The sequence below is a fragment of the Flavobacterium piscis genome (assembly GCF_031457575.1).
Taxonomy (GTDB): Bacteria; Bacteroidota; Bacteroidia; order Flavobacteriales; family Flavobacteriaceae; genus Flavobacterium; species Flavobacterium piscis_A.
The window spans coordinates 465,772-481,817 of sequence record NZ_JAVDWQ010000002.1 but is presented as its reverse complement, the minus strand read 5'-3'; the positions used below and the strand labels follow the sequence as shown (position 1 = coordinate 481,817).

The 16,046-nt window shown below is 32.6% G+C and carries 12 protein-coding genes and 1 tRNA gene; 2 read left to right on the top strand and 11 right to left on the bottom strand.

Annotation, left to right across the window (positions count from 1 at the left end):
- The first annotated feature begins 37 nt into the window (after nt 1-37).
- Both J2W48_RS05265 and J2W48_RS05260 read left to right on the top strand, forming a co-directional pair.
- On the top strand, nt 38-934 hold the full coding sequence (locus tag J2W48_RS05265; RefSeq protein WP_310279071.1) for a helix-turn-helix domain-containing protein: 897 nt from the start codon (nt 38-40) through the stop codon (nt 932-934).
- A gap of 27 nt (nt 935-961) precedes the next feature.
- The gene (locus tag J2W48_RS05260) at nt 962-1,966 is read left to right on the top strand and encodes an NADP-dependent oxidoreductase (protein ID WP_310279068.1); all 1,005 of its coding nucleotides are present in this window, start codon (nt 962-964) and stop codon (nt 1,964-1,966) included.
- A gap of 164 nt (nt 1,967-2,130) precedes the next feature.
- On the opposite strand, the gene J2W48_RS05255 is transcribed toward J2W48_RS05260, so the two are convergent.
- The 11 genes from J2W48_RS05255 to J2W48_RS05205 form a co-directional block, all read right to left on the bottom strand.
- A complete protein-coding gene (locus J2W48_RS05255; RefSeq protein ID WP_310279065.1) occupies nt 2,131-2,568 on the bottom strand; it encodes a PaaI family thioesterase in 438 nt (145 codons plus the stop codon).
- A gap of 113 nt (nt 2,569-2,681) precedes the next feature.
- Nucleotides 2,682-3,218, bottom strand: a complete 537-nt coding sequence (locus J2W48_RS05250; protein ID WP_310279062.1) for an SRPBCC domain-containing protein — start codon at nt 3,216-3,218, stop codon at nt 2,682-2,684.
- A 73-nt stretch (nt 3,219-3,291) separates the two neighbouring features.
- Nucleotides 3,292-4,065 carry an SDR family NAD(P)-dependent oxidoreductase gene (locus J2W48_RS05245; RefSeq protein ID WP_310279059.1) on the bottom strand — a complete coding sequence of 258 codons (774 nt, stop codon included), beginning with the start codon at nt 4,063-4,065 and terminating at the stop codon, nt 3,292-3,294.
- 109 nt (nt 4,066-4,174) lie between these two features.
- On the bottom strand, nt 4,175-4,471 hold the full coding sequence (locus J2W48_RS05240; protein WP_310279056.1) for a hypothetical protein: 297 nt from the start codon (nt 4,469-4,471) through the stop codon (nt 4,175-4,177).
- Nucleotides 4,471-7,521: an efflux RND transporter permease subunit gene (locus J2W48_RS05235; RefSeq protein WP_310279053.1), complete on the bottom strand. Its 3,051-nt coding sequence runs from the start codon at nt 7,519-7,521 to the stop codon at nt 4,471-4,473. The genes J2W48_RS05240 and J2W48_RS05235 overlap by 1 nt, the downstream gene beginning before the upstream one ends.
- Nucleotides 7,522-7,528: 7 nt before the next feature.
- A complete protein-coding gene (locus J2W48_RS05230; RefSeq protein ID WP_310279051.1) occupies nt 7,529-8,623 on the bottom strand; it encodes an efflux RND transporter periplasmic adaptor subunit in 1,095 nt (364 codons plus the stop codon).
- Between the two features lie 19 nt (nt 8,624-8,642).
- Entirely contained in the window at nt 8,643-10,013 is a 1,371-nt protein-coding gene (locus J2W48_RS05225) for a TolC family protein (RefSeq protein ID WP_310279048.1), read from the bottom strand.
- An 18-nt stretch (nt 10,014-10,031) separates the two neighbouring features.
- Complete coding sequence (locus J2W48_RS05220; protein WP_310279044.1) at nt 10,032-10,649, bottom strand: TetR/AcrR family transcriptional regulator; 618 nt, start codon at nt 10,647-10,649, stop codon at nt 10,032-10,034.
- Between the two features lie 1,102 nt (nt 10,650-11,751).
- Entirely contained in the window at nt 11,752-13,971 is a 2,220-nt protein-coding gene (locus J2W48_RS05215) for an FG-GAP repeat domain-containing protein (protein ID WP_310279041.1), read from the bottom strand.
- Nucleotides 13,972-14,380: 409 nt separating this feature from the next.
- A tRNA-Val gene (locus J2W48_RS05210) sits at nt 14,381-14,455 on the bottom strand.
- Between the two features lie 173 nt (nt 14,456-14,628).
- Nucleotides 14,629-15,852: a bifunctional folylpolyglutamate synthase/dihydrofolate synthase gene (locus J2W48_RS05205; RefSeq protein ID WP_310279038.1), complete on the bottom strand. Its 1,224-nt coding sequence runs from the start codon at nt 15,850-15,852 to the stop codon at nt 14,629-14,631.
- Nucleotides 15,853-16,046 lie beyond the last annotated feature (194 nt).

Below are 16,046 nucleotides of genomic sequence, written 5' to 3'. Positions count from 1 at the left end.
TGATAAATTTGAATAACTTTATAATATAAAAACAGGTATGAGACATTATAAAACCATAAGTGAATTATTTAGAACCAATGGATTTCCACCACCAGAAAATCCGATGTTGGGCTTACTAACTTTTGAGGAGTCAGAAAAATGTACTTTTATCGAGAAGGAATTTACGATGGCATTTTATACAATAGCCTTATCAAAATTAAAATCAGGGACATTTCAATACGGCAGAACAAAGTACGACCATGAAAATGGGTCTTTGGCATTTCTAAAGCCACATCAGAAAATATTGATGAATAATGTAGAAACAAGTGAAAAAGGATTTCTACTATATATCCACGAAGATTTTTTAGTGAACCATAACCTTCATTCAGAAATAAATAAATATGGATATTTTGATTACGAAGTAAACGAAGCTTTGCATCTGTCGCCAAAAGAAGAAGAAATCATCTGGGAATTTTTCAACAAGATAAAGTTGGAATATTACAATAATCAGGATGAATACAGCAAAGATATAATACTTACTCAAATAGATTCTATCTTAAAATATTCGCAACGATTTTACAAACGGCAATTCTTGAATAGGTCTGTTTTATCAGGCACCATAATCACGAAATTCACCAACATACTGAAACAATATTTTGAAAACGGAGGTCTCCAAAAAAATGGCTTACCGTCTGTACAATATATGGCTACAAAATTAGCTTTGTCACCAAAATATTTAAGCGATTTATTAAAACAAGAAACAGGCAAAACAGCACTGGAGCATATTCACATTGCATTGGTTATTGAGGCAAAAGATATTTTAATGAGTACCGATAAAACCGTTGCAGAAACTGCTTATCAATTAGGTTTTGAAAATCCACCCTACTTTTCAAGACTTTTTAAAAAAGAAGTAGGCATAACACCTACCGAATATAGAGAACAGTTTTTGAATTAAATGGTAAACAATTTTAAAAATAAAAAAATGAAAGCATTCATAGTAGAACGCTACGGGAAAAAAGAAAAATTACATTTAACTGATTGGGCTGAACCAACAGTAAATGAAAATGAAGTATTGGTTCAAATCAATGCAGCAGCCATAAACTTGTCAGATACACTTCTTAAAAATGGCGACTTTAAAATATTTCTGCCCTACAAAACACCTTTTGTAAATGGACAAGATATGGCAGGTGTTGTTACAAAAGTAGGTGCAAAGGTTGCTAAATTTAAAGTTGGCGATGAAGTTTATGCAAGACCATCTGACTATAAAATTGGCACTTTTGCAGAATATATTGCTGTAAATGAAAATGATTTGGCTTTAAAACCGAAAAATCTTTCAATGGAAGAGTCTGCATCTATTCCTGTGGTTGGGCTTACTTCCTGGCAAGTACTTGTTAAAATTGCAAAACTCAAAAAGGGTCAAAAAGTATTTATTCAAGCAGGTTCTGGTGGTGTTGGTACATTTGCTATTCAACTGGCAAAACATATTGGTGCTTATGTTGCTACCACCACAAGCACAACAAATATTGAATTGGTTAAAAGTTTGGGTGCTGATTTGGTAATTGATTACAAAAAAGAAGATTTTGCCAATATTTTAAAAGATTATGATGTTGTGCTACATAGTAATAAAGATGCAAAAGTGCTTGAAAATTCTTTGAAAATTTTGAAGCAAGGAGGTACATTGGTTTCTCTTACAGGTCCACCAACAGCTGAATTCGCCAAAGAAATTGGTTTAGGTTGGCATCTACAAATGCTCACCAATTTGTTGAGTTTTTCTGCAAGACGAAAAGCAAAAAAATTGAATGTCAATTTTAAGTTTTTGTTTATGAGGCCAGAAGGCAAACAGTTAAGCGAAATTACAGCTTTGATTGAAGCAGGAAAAATCCGTCCCATAATTGATAAAGTATTTCCTTTTGAACAAACCAACGAAGCAATGTCTTATGTTGAAACTGGTCGTGCCAAAGGAAAAGTTGTTGTCAAAGTCAAGTAGTTTGTCTGTCTGCTGAATGTGTGAACCGTCGCTCATAGAGTGACGGCTAACATTTGTGCCAGCTTTTAGATTGAAATAACTTTGCATTTTCTTTTCCAATGCCACTGCTTGCACCTCTAATTAAAATTGTTTTTTCTTGCTGTTTTAATCGCATACAAATGCGCCTACATGTTTATCTTCATTTCACTTATAACAAGATTTGATGTTGCGGAGGCTATAATTCTTTTTGAACTAAACATGTCAGCTTTTACATTGATTACAGATTTTCCTCTTTTTACAACATTTGTTTTTACTATTACAGTATCTCCTTCTTTTACCGCACTAAAAAATTCTACGTTTAGATTAATTGTAGGGAAGAAATTTTCTGTGCCCAAAATCATAAAATTTACACCGATACAATCATCAAACATCCCACAAATAACACCTCCGTGAAGTGTTCCAGCAGGATTAGTCATCTCTTTTCTTACCTCAAATTGAAATTCAACGGAATTTTCATCAATAGAAATCACCGTCCCATTCAGCCATTTAGCGAATGGGGACGGACTTCCTGAAAATGGTTTTCCAATAAAACTTTGAAGTAATTTAAGTCTATTATTTTCCATATTCTTTTTTTAGTCTATGTATCACTTTTATAAATATCTTGTGTCATTCTAGCCAAACTCTAGGTTTTATAGCTATGAATTCAAATAGAGATTGTTTCTGTACTCTAATTGTGTTATTGTTTTTCTGACTGTTCTTTCAATCTTACTAACCAATCCTGAATGTTTTTGCGAACCATATTGGGTGCGAAAATTTTCTCCATTCTTGTTTTAGGACCATTTTGGGATTCGTTTGAAACAACCTTGCAGCCTTCAGCGGTAGGGATAATCATCCACGCATTGTAAATGGTCATATTCTTTTTATCGGTTTCGCCTAACCAAGCAATATTATATGGAGGATTGAATTCCTTGATGGTTGAAGTGAATTTTCCTGCCGGGTACCAGATAAAAACACTGGATGGATTAAGCTTGCCGTTAGGTGAATTTAGTAGCTCAATACCTTCCGCTTTTTTATACCACTCTGGCCATTTGGCGGCATCGATGAAAATATCCCAAACCACTTGAGGTGAGGCTTTAATGTCTATTTCGGTGTGTATAAAAAAATCAGCTTCAGATGGTTTATACCCTTCAGGCCAGTTGATTTGATCGGAATAAGGCAAACTTGATTCAACTACTTTTTTGTGTGAATAACAAGAGGAAAGTAGCAATGACATACTAGTTAAACTAGCTATCAATAATAATTTTGTTGTTTTCATTGTGTAAGATTTTTCATTTAATAATCATTTTTTATTTTTGACTTGCTAACCCCTTTTTGATTTTCATCATTATACTATCGGGAACAAAATTTGGGAGCTTGGTGTTAAACCAGTTTTGAAAACCCACAACTTTTTTACCGTTTCCTTCTAAGAGGTGTTTTACCCCTTGGATTGCCACTTCTTTTGGATGCATCGGTTTAGTTTTATGAAGATTAGTAGTTTGCATTTCGGTTGTGGTGAATCCAGTATCCACCGTACCTGGATAAAGAGACGAAACGATAACTCCAGTTTCTTCTAGTTCTGCGGCAAGTGTTTCACTAAATGCCAATACAAAAGCTTTGGTTGCAGAATAAACAGAAAAATAAGGCATTGGTAAAAAAGCGACCACTGAAGAGATATTCATAATTCTGCCTGATTTGCGGATGACCATATCTTTTGCAAAGAGCTTAGTAAGTACAACCAAGCTGGAAATATTTAATTGAATCATATTCAGTTCTTCTTCCAATGAAGTTTCAGTAAAATTACCATAGTTGCCTACACCTGCATTATTTACCAGATGGGTTACTACCAGATTCTCTTGTTGCACCTTTTTGTACAGGTCTTTAGCAGCATTTACATCAGAGAGGTCTGCAACAAAATATTGAACCTGAATACCATACTCCTTTGTGAGTTCTGCTTTCATTTGTTTCAATTTGGTTTCGGTACGGGCAACCAAGATTAAATTCATTTTCTTTGCGGCTAATTGAGTTGCCATTTCATACCCAATGCCTGATGATGCTCCTGTTATTAAAATTGTTTTTTCCATTTTCTTAAATTTTGATTTATTTTATTATTAGTTTCTTCATTTTATGCATTTGACTTTACGATTACTCCTGTGATAAGCAAGAATAGGAATACATATTTTTCATTACTTTTTATTTAAAATTTGAACTTACTCTTTTTAATCCTTTTCCTTTCAGTATTTGGCAAAACCAATTGTTTTCATAAATCCCCGAAAAATTAAATATGTAAACAAAATCTTCACTATCTAATTTGTGTTCTTTAAAAAAATGGTATAGAGATTGAACCAATTCTTTAAAGTCAGAATTGCTTAATTCAATTAGAATAAGTGATTCAATAAAAAATGTTTTATCATTTTTTGCACGCATTTCCATCATTAATTTTTTGACAATTAACTCTTGTTTTATGCTGAAATAAATAATGTATATCATTATACTTCATCTAGTTTTGGAGGTATCAATTTGTACATGACCGGTGTTACAATTCTTGCCAGAATTGTTGAACTTATCAATCCTCCAATCAATACAATCGCCAATGGAGATATTTGAGGATTGGAATTCAAGGCTAGAGGAATCAAACCACAAATTGCGGTAATTGATGTTAAAACTACCGGAAGAAAACGTGTTTCTCCTGCAATAGCAATCGCTTCATCAATTGATTTTCCTTCTTGTCTTAATTGGTTCGTGAAATCGACCAGAAGAAGGGAGTTTTTTACTTGAATTCCAGACAATCCAATGAAACCGATAATAGAAACCAATGACATTGGGTTTCCTGTAGCTATTAAAAATAATATACCTCCTAAAATACCTAACGGAATGATGGACATAACGATGATAATTCCTTTGAATGTTTTAAATTGAAGTAATAAAACGGCAATGAATAAAAATGCACTCAATATAATTACTGACAGGAAATTACCTCCCAATGCATCACCTTCCGATTCTTTTTCTCCGGATAGTTTGTAATAATAGCCTTTTGGCATTTCGAGTTTATCCAATTTTGGAATAATATCTGCCAGCAGGTCATTTGCCAAATAACCTTCTTTTGTCATAGCACTAACTTTTGAAAAACGTGATTTATTAAAGTGGTTGATTGCTGTAGGTGCCGTTTCAAAAGATACTGTTGCAATTTGATTTAGTGCAATTGGTGTTCCCTGAACATTGTTTACATATAAATTTTTCAGTGCATCAAGATTGGTAAACTTATCTCTTGGTAAAGTAATGGTCACATTTCTAGCATCGCCACGGTCATCTATGTAATCTCCAACTGTTAAACCAGCAACTGCAAGACGAATTACTTTGTCAATTTCACTTGTAAGTGCACCTAATGTTCTTGCTTTTTCCTTATTGATTTTTACTTTGACATCGGTTTTATAGGTGTTTAACTCGTTGTTGATGTAAACTGTTCCTTCCTGATTTCTTAAAACAGTCTCTACTTGAGAAGATAGTTTGCGTAAAACTTCCTGATCTTCGCCAAATAATCGTACAACAATATTGGCTTCCAGTGGTGTTCCTTGTTCAAAATCTTTTACCTCTACTTTAGCATAAGGCATTGTTTTGAATTTTTCACGCAATTTTTCAATTAAAGCTGTTTTTTCTTTAGGTGTAGCTTCGTCTTCCAATTGAACGAAAATTTGAGCAAAATCAGATTTTCTGTCCTGTGGATGTACGTTGTAATAAATCTGTGGATTTCCATGTCCAACATTTGAGGTGAAATACACAATTTCTTTGTGGTTTTTCAACTCGGCTTCCACAATTTTTGTCACCCTGTCACTTTCTGAAATATTGGCTTGAAGTGGCATTTTTATGTTGATTAAAAACATTGGCTTTTCCGAAGTTGGGAATAACTTAAATCCAGCTACAGAAAATAGTCCAAAAGCGATAACACTTAAAAATATTGAAATGGCAATCGTGGTTTTTGGAAATTTCAATGCTTTAGGCATGACGTTTTTATAAGACCTGGTAAGGAATTTTTGCAAATATTGAAGAAATATGTTTCCTCCTTCGTGCTCGTGTGTTTTTAAGAATCGACTTCCCAAAAACGGAACCAATGTCAAAGCCACAAGCATAGAAGCCAATACACTCGTTATGACAGCCATAGGTAAACTTCTGATGAATTCACCTGCCATGTCAGGAAGAAAAGCCAGTGGTATAAAGGCAATAACCAAAGTAGCCGTAGTACCTACAACAGCAACACCTATTTGCTTTGTACCTTTTAAAACAGCATCCATTTTAGAATGCCCTTCACGGAGCCAACGTTCGATATTTTCTACAACAACAATACTATCATCAACCAGCAATCCTAAAGCAACGACCAACCCTACAATACTTAATTGGTTTAAAGAATAGCCTAAAGCATTCATCGCAATTAACCCTAAAGCTAAAGATAAAGGAATGGAAATCATAACAACGCCAGAAGCTCTTAATCCTAATGGCAATAATGTAACGATAACCAAAACAATAGCTAATCCAAAATCAAAACCTAAATGCCCTAATCGCTTTGATACCATATCGGCTTGGTCAAAGTTTTTAATTAGTTTAATGTTTGCAGGTAATTCTTTTGAAAATTCCTCTATTAATGGTAAATATTCTTTTTGAACATCGCTGATGTTTACGTTGTCTTTCATTCCTGCATTCACTAAAACGCATCGATGTCCATTGATTCTTGTAATATGATGCACCACTTCAGACTTGTAGCTTACCTCGGCTACATCTTTCATATAGATGATTTTTCCATTGGCATTGTAAACAACCGTATTGGCAACATCTTCCGCATTTTTGAATTTACCGCTTGTTTTTACATTAAATACTTTGGTATCCAAATCAATACTTCCGCCAGGAATATCAGCAGCTTCACTTTGCAAGCTTCCCATTACTACATTCAATGGGATTTTTAATTGTGCTAATTTTTCCAAGTTTAAATCCACACGGATTTCCTGTTCTGGAATTCCAGCGTATTCGACGTCTTTAAGATTGGTTATTTTTTCAATCTTTGTTTTTAATTTGTCCGCTTCATCACGCAATTTTTTATCAGATGCATTTTCCGAAACCAAAGCTATCTGAAGAATATTAACATCAGCAGATGAAATTTTCTCCGTTTTAATTTGATAAATATCTTTTGGAAGTTCACTACTTTTAAGAGCATTCATTTCCGTGGAAATCTCCTGATATTTATTGTCAACATCCACTCCGTATTTGAATTTCACCTGAAAAGCGGCAACACCATCTTCTACAGTAGTTAGTATTTTTTCAATATTTTCTAATCCGTAAATCTTATTTTCAATAGGTTTTACGACTTGTTCCTCCATATCTTTTGGACTTGTACCAGGATAAATAACCGTAATTAAGTATTGTGGTGGTTGTGTTCCAGGATCTTCTGCTCTAGGCATTGTGAATAAAGTAAGAACTCCTACCACAGCGACCAAAAGAGCGAGAATCAGTGTAAACTGATAATTCTTAACTGAAAAGTTTGTTATTTTCATGACGTTGTTATTTAATGATCTTTATTGTTGACTGTTCGTTAAGATAGGCACTGTTGGAAATTACTATCTGGTCTGTTTTTTGAAGACCGTCTTTTACATACACCTTATCATTATCAAATTTGTTGATTGTAATTGATTTACGTTTTACTTTGTTATTTTCAACTGCAAAAACAAATGCTTTGTTACCGTCAGCTTCGATAAGAGCGTTGTATGGAATAACCATAAAATCTGCTGCTTTATCGGTTTGTATTTCTGCTTTCCCAAACATCCCCACAGCTGGTTTATGGTCTTTCATATTCAGTTTTAGTTCTATTTGAAAAGACCCAAGGGCAACATCTGCCGCTTGCGACTTTCTAAAAATGGTAGCTTCAAATTTTTTATCAGGAAACCCGTCAAGGATAACAATGGCTTTCTGACCTATTTTTACTGAAGCCCATTCCTTATCTGTCAAACCAACTTTCAAAAGATAATTGTTGTTGTTTGATGTTTCGTTTATGGCTAAAATTGGAGACCCGGGACCAACAACTTCGCCTTCATTTGCTATTTTATGAGCTACAAAGCCATCGGTAGTAGCATATATTTTAGCATAGCGAGAATTAAAAGCTACTGCGTCTTTTTGCCTTTTGGCAATATCAAGACCTGTTTTTGTGTTTTGAAGTTGTTCCAAAGTATAAACATTGTCTTTGTGTAGATTATTAGCACGTTCATAATCCCTTTCAAACTTTTTTAAATTTAAATCGGCTTGATTTAAACCTGCGTTGATTTCAGTTTGATCTAATGTGGCTAAAAGTTGTCCTTTTTTGAAAAATTGACCTTCTTCTACATAAATTCTACTTATCACACCACCAATTTTAAAACCATAATTAGCTTGATTTTCTGTGGTTACTAAACCGGATGCACTTATATTGTTGGTAAATGCTAATGATTCAACTGTTGCTATTTTTACTGAAATAATATCAGCTGATTCAAATGGATTGTTTTCTTTTTTTTCTTCTTTACAAGAGAAAAAAAGTGGTATAGTTAAAAGGGAAACTATTATCGTTTTTGATTTACTCACAAGTGTAAAATTATTTTTTGGGTATTCGTGAACCTTTGGTTTCATAATTATTGTTTTTAAAAAATTATTTTAAATTAAAAGTTGCATTTGCTCTCTCTAATTCTGCAAAAGCTATCCAAGAACTAAAAAGAGAGATATTTGTGTTAAGCTGGGCATTTACCCATTGGTTTTGTGCATCTAGAAGCTCTATATAAATGGCTTGACCTTCTTTGTAAAGTTTGGTTATATCGTCATTGTATTTTCTGGCTGATTCTTTTTGATTTTTATCGGCATTGAACTGTTCCAAGGCTGATTTTAGATTATTTTGTGAAACCTGAAATTGAAGAAGTAATTGCTGCTTTACATTGTCAATCTGTGAACTTATTTTTTTGGTATCTTCTTCAACTTGTTTGAGTTTATATTTGTTTTTATTTCCTGAAAAAATGTTCCATTCTAAACCTAAACCCGCAAAATAATAACGTGAATCTTTGTTCATTTCAAAATCAAAATCCTGTACACCAAAATCTGCAAAACCGCTTAATGTAGGAAACCAGTGTGACTTTGTGAGTTTATTAATGTTCTCGTTTAATTCTTTTACTTGCCCCAATTTTTTTAATTCTTCTCTGTTTTCGGTATTTTCCTCGACTAATGCATTAGGAACGTTTTCATTGTTTTCATCAACCTTTATTTGTGTATCGAGTTTTTGATTGAGCAGGAAATTAAAATAGGCTTGGGCATTATTACTTACTTGTTTTGCAGTTTCTAAATTGGCTGCAATACGTACTACTTCATTATCACTTCGTAAGACAGCAGTACGGTTTATTTTATCATTTTTAAATAAGGAATGGTTTACTCTTTGATTTTCGGTAACCAATGCCAAAGCATCTTCATAAATTTTTATTCCTTCCAGTGATTGCAAATACTTGTAATAGGCAATTTTTATATCCTTGACTAACTCTCTTTGATAGATTTCCAACTCTATTTTTTGTAAAGTTGTTTGTTGGGTTTTAATCCTTTTGTTATATATGATTTCAAAATTCAGTAAAGGCATTGTAGTATGAATTTTTGCATCATAGAAATTATCTGGATTAATAAGTACAGACTGATTTTCTAACGTTGGAAACGCATTAGAATTAGTAATCTGATTCAAAGTACTATATACAGGATTCAACATATCACCAATAGGAATGTCAATGGTTCTTCCACCTTCTGCCTTGGTATAACTTCCATTTAAGGAAACGGTAGGGTAGAATAAGGAACGTGCTTCTTTTAAAGCCCACATGCTTTTGTTAATATCGAAGTTATGTTGTTTGATAACTTCGTTGTTTTTTAGTCCGGCTTCGATGTAGCCGTCCAGCTTACTTTGCGAATATCCTTGATACTCAAGTAAAATTGCTATTAGAATTAGTGCTTTTTTTATCATCATTACATTGTTTTTAAATTGAACGTTGTTCATTTTTTTGAACAAAAAAATTTATAATCTATCTATTATTTTTAAATACTCATTGTAACCATCATATAGGATAGTATCTGGATTATTAAATTTTACACCTTTGGTTCTCTGTCGTATTTCAAGACAACACATTCCATGAACTAAACTCCAAATCATAAACGAAAGTGGTTCTACATTATGTCCTTCAAAATGTCCTTCATTAATACATTCTTCAACTGTTTTTTTAACTCGGTCAAAAGTTGCAGCACCTTCATCCCAATCATCATTTTCGGATTTTTCTAGAAATTCCATAGGTGCTTTAAGATTAAACATCAGATCATACATTTCTGAATTTTCTATCGCAAATTTGATGTAAACAACTCCCATTTTTCTTAATCTTTCCATTGGATCTTTGATTGAAAATAATTCTTGAAAGTATCCTCCCAGTTCTTGAAAACCTATGGAATGTAAATCGTGTAAAATTGCATTTTTATCCTTGAAATAAACATAAACCGTTCCGACACTATAATCTATTTCATCGGCTATATTTCTAATAGTTGTTTGCTCAATTCCTTTTTCCAAAAAAAGCTTTTTTGCTCCTTTTAGAATGAGTGCTTTTAAGGCTTCTTTTTCACGTGCTTTTCTATCTGCGGTACTCATAGATGTAATTTATTTTGCAAATATATAAAATATTTTGAACAATGTTCATTTTATGAAGTAAATTTAATACTAAACTGCTGTTCACATATTATGGCAGTAATTTTTTCAAGATATTCAACATATTTTCATAAATGCAGAACAAACTACCTTAGAAGCAAGAAACCAAATAGCAGAATCGAGGAATTGATGAATAGAATAGGGCAAGAAATTCAACACCAACTTCCTAAAATATATTAAGATTTAAGGGAAGAACTTTTTAGCTTATCATACCAAAAGAGACCAATTAGAAGATGCAGGATTAGGGAATCTAAAAAAGGGGGATAACTATTTAAAAGAATTGGAAAATCACGGTTTCTTAAAAAAGTGAATAAGTGGATAAAGAAAAGTTGTATCTAAATTTTAAACTGTTAGAAGTTTTAAAAGTAAAATAAAAAGCACTAAAATCAATATAATCATTATGTCAGAATTGAATCATGGTCCAACGTAATATATAGAGTAACCCAACAAATACTTATTTTAGATAGAAAGAAATATTTTTTAAAACTATTTAATAAGGAACACTGAGATATTGTTAGGATTAACATTAAAAGAGAGTATCCAATCTGCTTGAAATTAGAAGATACAAAGGAGATAATTGATTATTAAAACAAAAAAATAATCAAAGCAAAAGTTGAGGATTAGGCAAAAGATTAGATAATCTATTTGAATCAATTGTTTACTAATTTTTTTAATTTTTGCTTAGGATTGATAAGTAATACTTCTTTCTCTTCTTCTTACATAAAGATTTCATAATACATATTTTATAAAAAAAACATATTATTAGCCGTAAAATAAAAAACAAGAAATTTATAATACAAACATAAATTAAATAAACCTTTAAAGAATTGTAAATGAATTAAGTTCTTTTTCTTCAAACAAATTCTCAAAGTTTTCCAATATTAATTTATGACGCAAGTGCAATAATCATATAATAATCCTCAATAAAATGGTTAGATATTTGAATGCTTCCCGCTACTGGTTAATGCAAATGCCTGAGAATATATTCTCAGGCTATTACTATGGCTCAAAATTCTTTCGAGATTTTTCTTTTATTGTATATAAATCAATTATTGCGTAAATTTTTCCAAACTGTAATACCTGACGAACCCCATTTGACAGAAGCGAGAATGTCAAGATCACCATCATTATCAATATCCTGTAATCCAATGCTGCTTAAATCCGGAACTGGGCATAATGTCTTTGGTGTAAAATTACCTGACTTGTCATTTAATAAGCAGATTATAGAATATTTGTAGCTAAAAGCAATATCTTGGTTAAATCCTTCGGCTAAATCATATTTATTAGCCAAGCATACAATATCGTCATAACCGTCTCCATTAATATCCCCAACTCTTATCATATCAATGCCAAAATCAACAGGCACAACTTTACTTTGCCATTGTCCATTGTTATACTTTAACCATTTTAGATTGCTGCTTGAAAGCATTATGCAGTCAGATGAATTATTATTATCTACTCTTGCTTTATAAATGCCTTTAATAAATTGCTCTTCAAACGGACTTGATTTTTTCTCCCATTTTTCATTCCCCAGATAGTTGAACCAAGTTTTTGAACCCAGATCGACTAAATCGTCTGTCTTATCGCCATTCACATCCCATACGGCAATTGTAGGGTAAGAATCTTTAACTTCTGTAACCATAGTTCTGGTTTTGCTGAAAACGCCATTTCCATTATTCTTATAGATATAAAAACCTCGTGTTTCATTTGTCCAGTAGTTTACAGCCAGATCTTTATTGCCATCATTATCGTAGTCAATAATATCAAAGTTTATAAGCCTTTCCTTTTCGTTATGTATAATGGCAAAATGATTAAATTTTATATTTCCTTCATTTTTAAACCATCCTAGTTTACCATTTTCGCTATCTTCTGAATATATTACTAAATCGTCTTTTCCATCATTATCTATGTCGCCACATTTGAGATTTCCAATTTTAAAAGGACTTCTTGCCAATTCTAATGTTTCTGAATATTTTCCTTTATTGTCTATCAAAGTATAGAATAATTCATTATTATAATAGCCTACAATATCTTTGGTACCATTATTGTCTAAATCAGTAAAAAGAAATCCGGAACAATCAGATTTTACAACCCAGGTGATCTTTTCTTTTACTTCTCCATTTTTTTGCTGTAACACCATCGTGTATCGTGGTCTGATTTGTTCTTTATCGTCATCGTAAAACAATATATCTTTTATTTTGTCACCGTCAAAATCTTCAAAAACGAATGCCTTAGATCCGTTGCTATTTGGCAGTAAACTTTTCTGATTTTTGATAAAAACATTATTTCCTTTATTCTCGGCCCAGTTGATAAATTTGTATTGGTTTTGTTGCGTAAAATAAGCGATGTCAAGATCTCCGTCTGAATCAAAATCCCCAAGTTGAAAATCCACGAGTTCAAGGGAACTAATTAATGTATGTGTTTTTCCGAAACCGCCTTTACTATTTCTTTCTATCCAATATATACCAGGATTTCTATTATTTTCTGAATATACTAAATCCAGATCACCATCTTTATCCATATCCATTAACGTAAAATTGTCCATTCCGGAAGTTGTAAGGACAATGGTATCTATTAAAACATATTTATTTCCTTTGAAAGAATAGATTTTTAAGGAGCGCTTCTCACCATTTTCATTTGAATAATTTGGCACTAGCAGTTCCTGAATCCCATCTTTATTTATATCAATTCCCAAAACAAAATGTAAGTCAGGGAAATTATCGTTGAAGGTTTTGAAATAGCTGTATTGCTGATTTTTACTGCCTACATAAGCAATTGGCACTCCTCTCAGACCAGAGATAATAATATCACAAATACCATCAGAATTGGCATCATATAAATACAATTTGGCATACTCAGAAGGGGAATAAGTTATTTTGTTTTTTTGCTCTTTTTTAGAAAAACCTTTCGGGTCATTGATATAAATCGCTATTTCACCACTTTTATATAATACTACAATATCTAAGTCCTTGTCGCCGTCGATGTCTTCAATACAATAGTGTTCATGTTCTTTTTTGCTATCTCCTATAACCACCATTTTTTGTTTTTTGCCATGGCCGTCATTAAAATACAAGTATGGAAAAGCTAATACATCCAAATAGCCATCGCGGTCGGCATCAAAAGTTTTGATGAATCCGTATCCGAAACCGGGGCCATTAATTAGTTTACCTTGGTCAAAATTTTGGGCAGAACAACTTAGGCTGTTATAAAGTAAAAAAAAAAATAAAAAACACACATAGTATTTAGCATTATAGGGTAATTTCATAGTAGTACATTTCAAATTCATAATTATGTTATTGAGTTTGTGGCAATTTGTATGACTGTCAGATTTTCATATAGCTAGAAGCAAATTTAATTTTTTTTTAAACTTCCTGACTATTGATAAGCGTTTAGTTTGAAAAGATGTGCAGGGTTTTGAAAGTAAGTTACATAGTTATTATAATTGGAAGTGATAGGTTATTTAGAAACACAGAGAAGAACTGATTTAATAAAAAAGGAATTACTTCAATATACTTTAATGCTAACAGCAATACGGAAACCCAAGAATTACTCTGGAGCTCCAAAACCAAGACTATTGTAGATCTTAGATTAATATTCTCCCCAACAAAAATGGAGGAAAGAGAATACCTTATATGTCAAAAAAAGAGGGATAACATTTCTGTTATCCCTCATAGTGGGCGATGAGGGGTTCGAACCCCCGACCCCCTCGGTGTAAACGAGGTGCTCTGAACCAGCTGAGCTAATCGCCCGTATAAGGTGTAATGCCTTATTGCGAGTGCAAATATACGCTAGTTTTTTAGTTATGCAAAGAAAATCTATTAAATATTCAAACTTTTTTTAAGAAGATTTATATATTGCTGATGTTGAATTTATTATAAGGATAATTTTTTAAACCTCTTTTGGTCAATTTTGATTGAGCTTATTACAAAGGCAATTCAGCGACAACAAAAGTGCTTCCGCCAACATAAATAAAATCATTTTCCGAAGCATTTTTCTTTGCACTTGAAAAAGCATCATTCACAGAGTTGTATTGTTCTCCAATTAAATCATATTTCTTAGCAGCTTCTTTCAGTATTTCAGTAGCTAAGCCTCTGGAGGAATCCGGCCTGCAAAAATAATAGTGTGCTTTTTTAGGAAAAAGAGGTAAAATCGAATTGAGGTCTTTATCATTTACAACACCCAATACAATATGTAAGTTTTTAAAAGTTTCTTTTTGAATCTGATTCATTACAATGGATAATCCATGTTTGTTATGGGCTGTATCACAAATTATTTTTGGATTTTCTCCAAGTTGCTGCCATCTTCCTTGCAAGCCAGTATTTTTCGATACTTTTAATAATCCTGTTTTTAGATTTTCATCAGAAACTTTAAATTCGTTTTGAGTATTTAAAACTTTGATGGTCTGCTGAACTGTTTTTTTATTGTGAAACTGATAATCTCCAATCAAATCGGAAGGTAAAACCTTAGAAATCAAATCGGAAGCAAAATAAATGGGTGACTTGTTTTCTTCGGCTTTAGCCAAAAATACAGGTTGGGTTTCAAATGTATACTCTCCAATTACAACCGGAACATTAGGTTTGATAATGCCGGCTTTTTCTCCCGCAATTGCTGCCGGTGTATTTCCTAAAAACTGCGTGTGATCTAAATCTATATTGGTAATCACCGAAACTAAAGGCGTTATGATATTAGTTGCATCCAATCGTCCGCCCAAACCAACTTCGACAATAGCAATATCTACTTTTTTAGAAACAAAATAATCGAATGCGAGTCCAACGGACATCTCGAAAAAACTCATGTCATTTGCTTCAAAAAACACTTTGTGCCTGGAAACAAATTCGCAAACAAAATCTTCTGAAATTTCTTTACCGTTTATTTTAATTCTTTCCCTGAAATCTTTTAAATGTGGAGATGTATAAAGGCCCACTTTATATCCCGCTTCCTGCAAAACCGAAGACAGCATATGAGAGGTAGAGCCCTTTCCATTGGTTCCCGCAACATGTATGTATTTTAATTGATTTTGAGGATTGTCAAGATGCGTTGCCAGTAATTTAATATTGTTCAGGTCTTCTTTATAAGCAGAAGCACCCTGTAGCTGGTACATCGGTAATTGATTAAACATCCAGGCTGTTGTTTCTTGATAGGTCATTTTGGAAATAAATAAAAAAAACTCAAATATACTTGAGTTTTTTATTAGTCTCAGATATAATTTAAAATTATTTACTTTAGCTTCTAAAAAAGGATCAGCCACAAATTACACAAAATTATACAAATTTATTAGTGCTAATTCGTATAATTTGTGGCTAATAAATAGTATTACAACTTTGCAGGCTTTCAGTCTGC

What these genes read in the sequence shown, in the direction of transcription:
- J2W48_RS05265 (WP_310279071.1), top strand. Translation starts at nt 38, where the DNA reads ATGAGACATTATAAAACCATAAGTGAATTATTTAGAACCAATGGATTT.
- J2W48_RS05260 (WP_310279068.1), top strand. Translation starts at nt 962, where the DNA reads ATGAAAGCATTCATAGTAGAACGCTACGGGAAAAAAGAAAAATTACAT.
- J2W48_RS05255 (WP_310279065.1), bottom strand. Translation starts at nt 2,568, where the DNA reads ATGGAAAATAATAGACTTAAATTACTTCAAAGTTTTATTGGAAAACCA.
- J2W48_RS05250 (WP_310279062.1), bottom strand. Translation starts at nt 3,218, where the DNA reads ATGTCATTGCTACTTTCCTCTTGTTATTCACACAAAAAAGTAGTTGAA.
- J2W48_RS05245 (WP_310279059.1), bottom strand. Translation starts at nt 4,065, where the DNA reads ATGGAAAAAACAATTTTAATAACAGGAGCATCATCAGGCATTGGGTAT.
- J2W48_RS05240 (WP_310279056.1), bottom strand. Translation starts at nt 4,471, where the DNA reads ATGATATACATTATTTATTTCAGCATAAAACAAGAGTTAATTGTCAAA.
- J2W48_RS05235 (WP_310279053.1), bottom strand. Translation starts at nt 7,521, where the DNA reads ATGAAAATAACAAACTTTTCAGTTAAGAATTATCAGTTTACACTGATT.
- J2W48_RS05230 (WP_310279051.1), bottom strand. Translation starts at nt 8,623, where the DNA reads ATGAAACCAAAGGTTCACGAATACCCAAAAAATAATTTTACACTTGTG.
- J2W48_RS05225 (WP_310279048.1), bottom strand. Translation starts at nt 10,013, where the DNA reads ATGAACAACGTTCAATTTAAAAACAATGTAATGATGATAAAAAAAGCA.
- J2W48_RS05220 (WP_310279044.1), bottom strand. Translation starts at nt 10,649, where the DNA reads ATGAGTACCGCAGATAGAAAAGCACGTGAAAAAGAAGCCTTAAAAGCA.
- J2W48_RS05215 (WP_310279041.1), bottom strand. Translation starts at nt 13,971, where the DNA reads ATGAAATTACCCTATAATGCTAAATACTATGTGTGTTTTTTATTTTTT.
- J2W48_RS05205 (WP_310279038.1), bottom strand. Translation starts at nt 15,852, where the DNA reads ATGACCTATCAAGAAACAACAGCCTGGATGTTTAATCAATTACCGATG.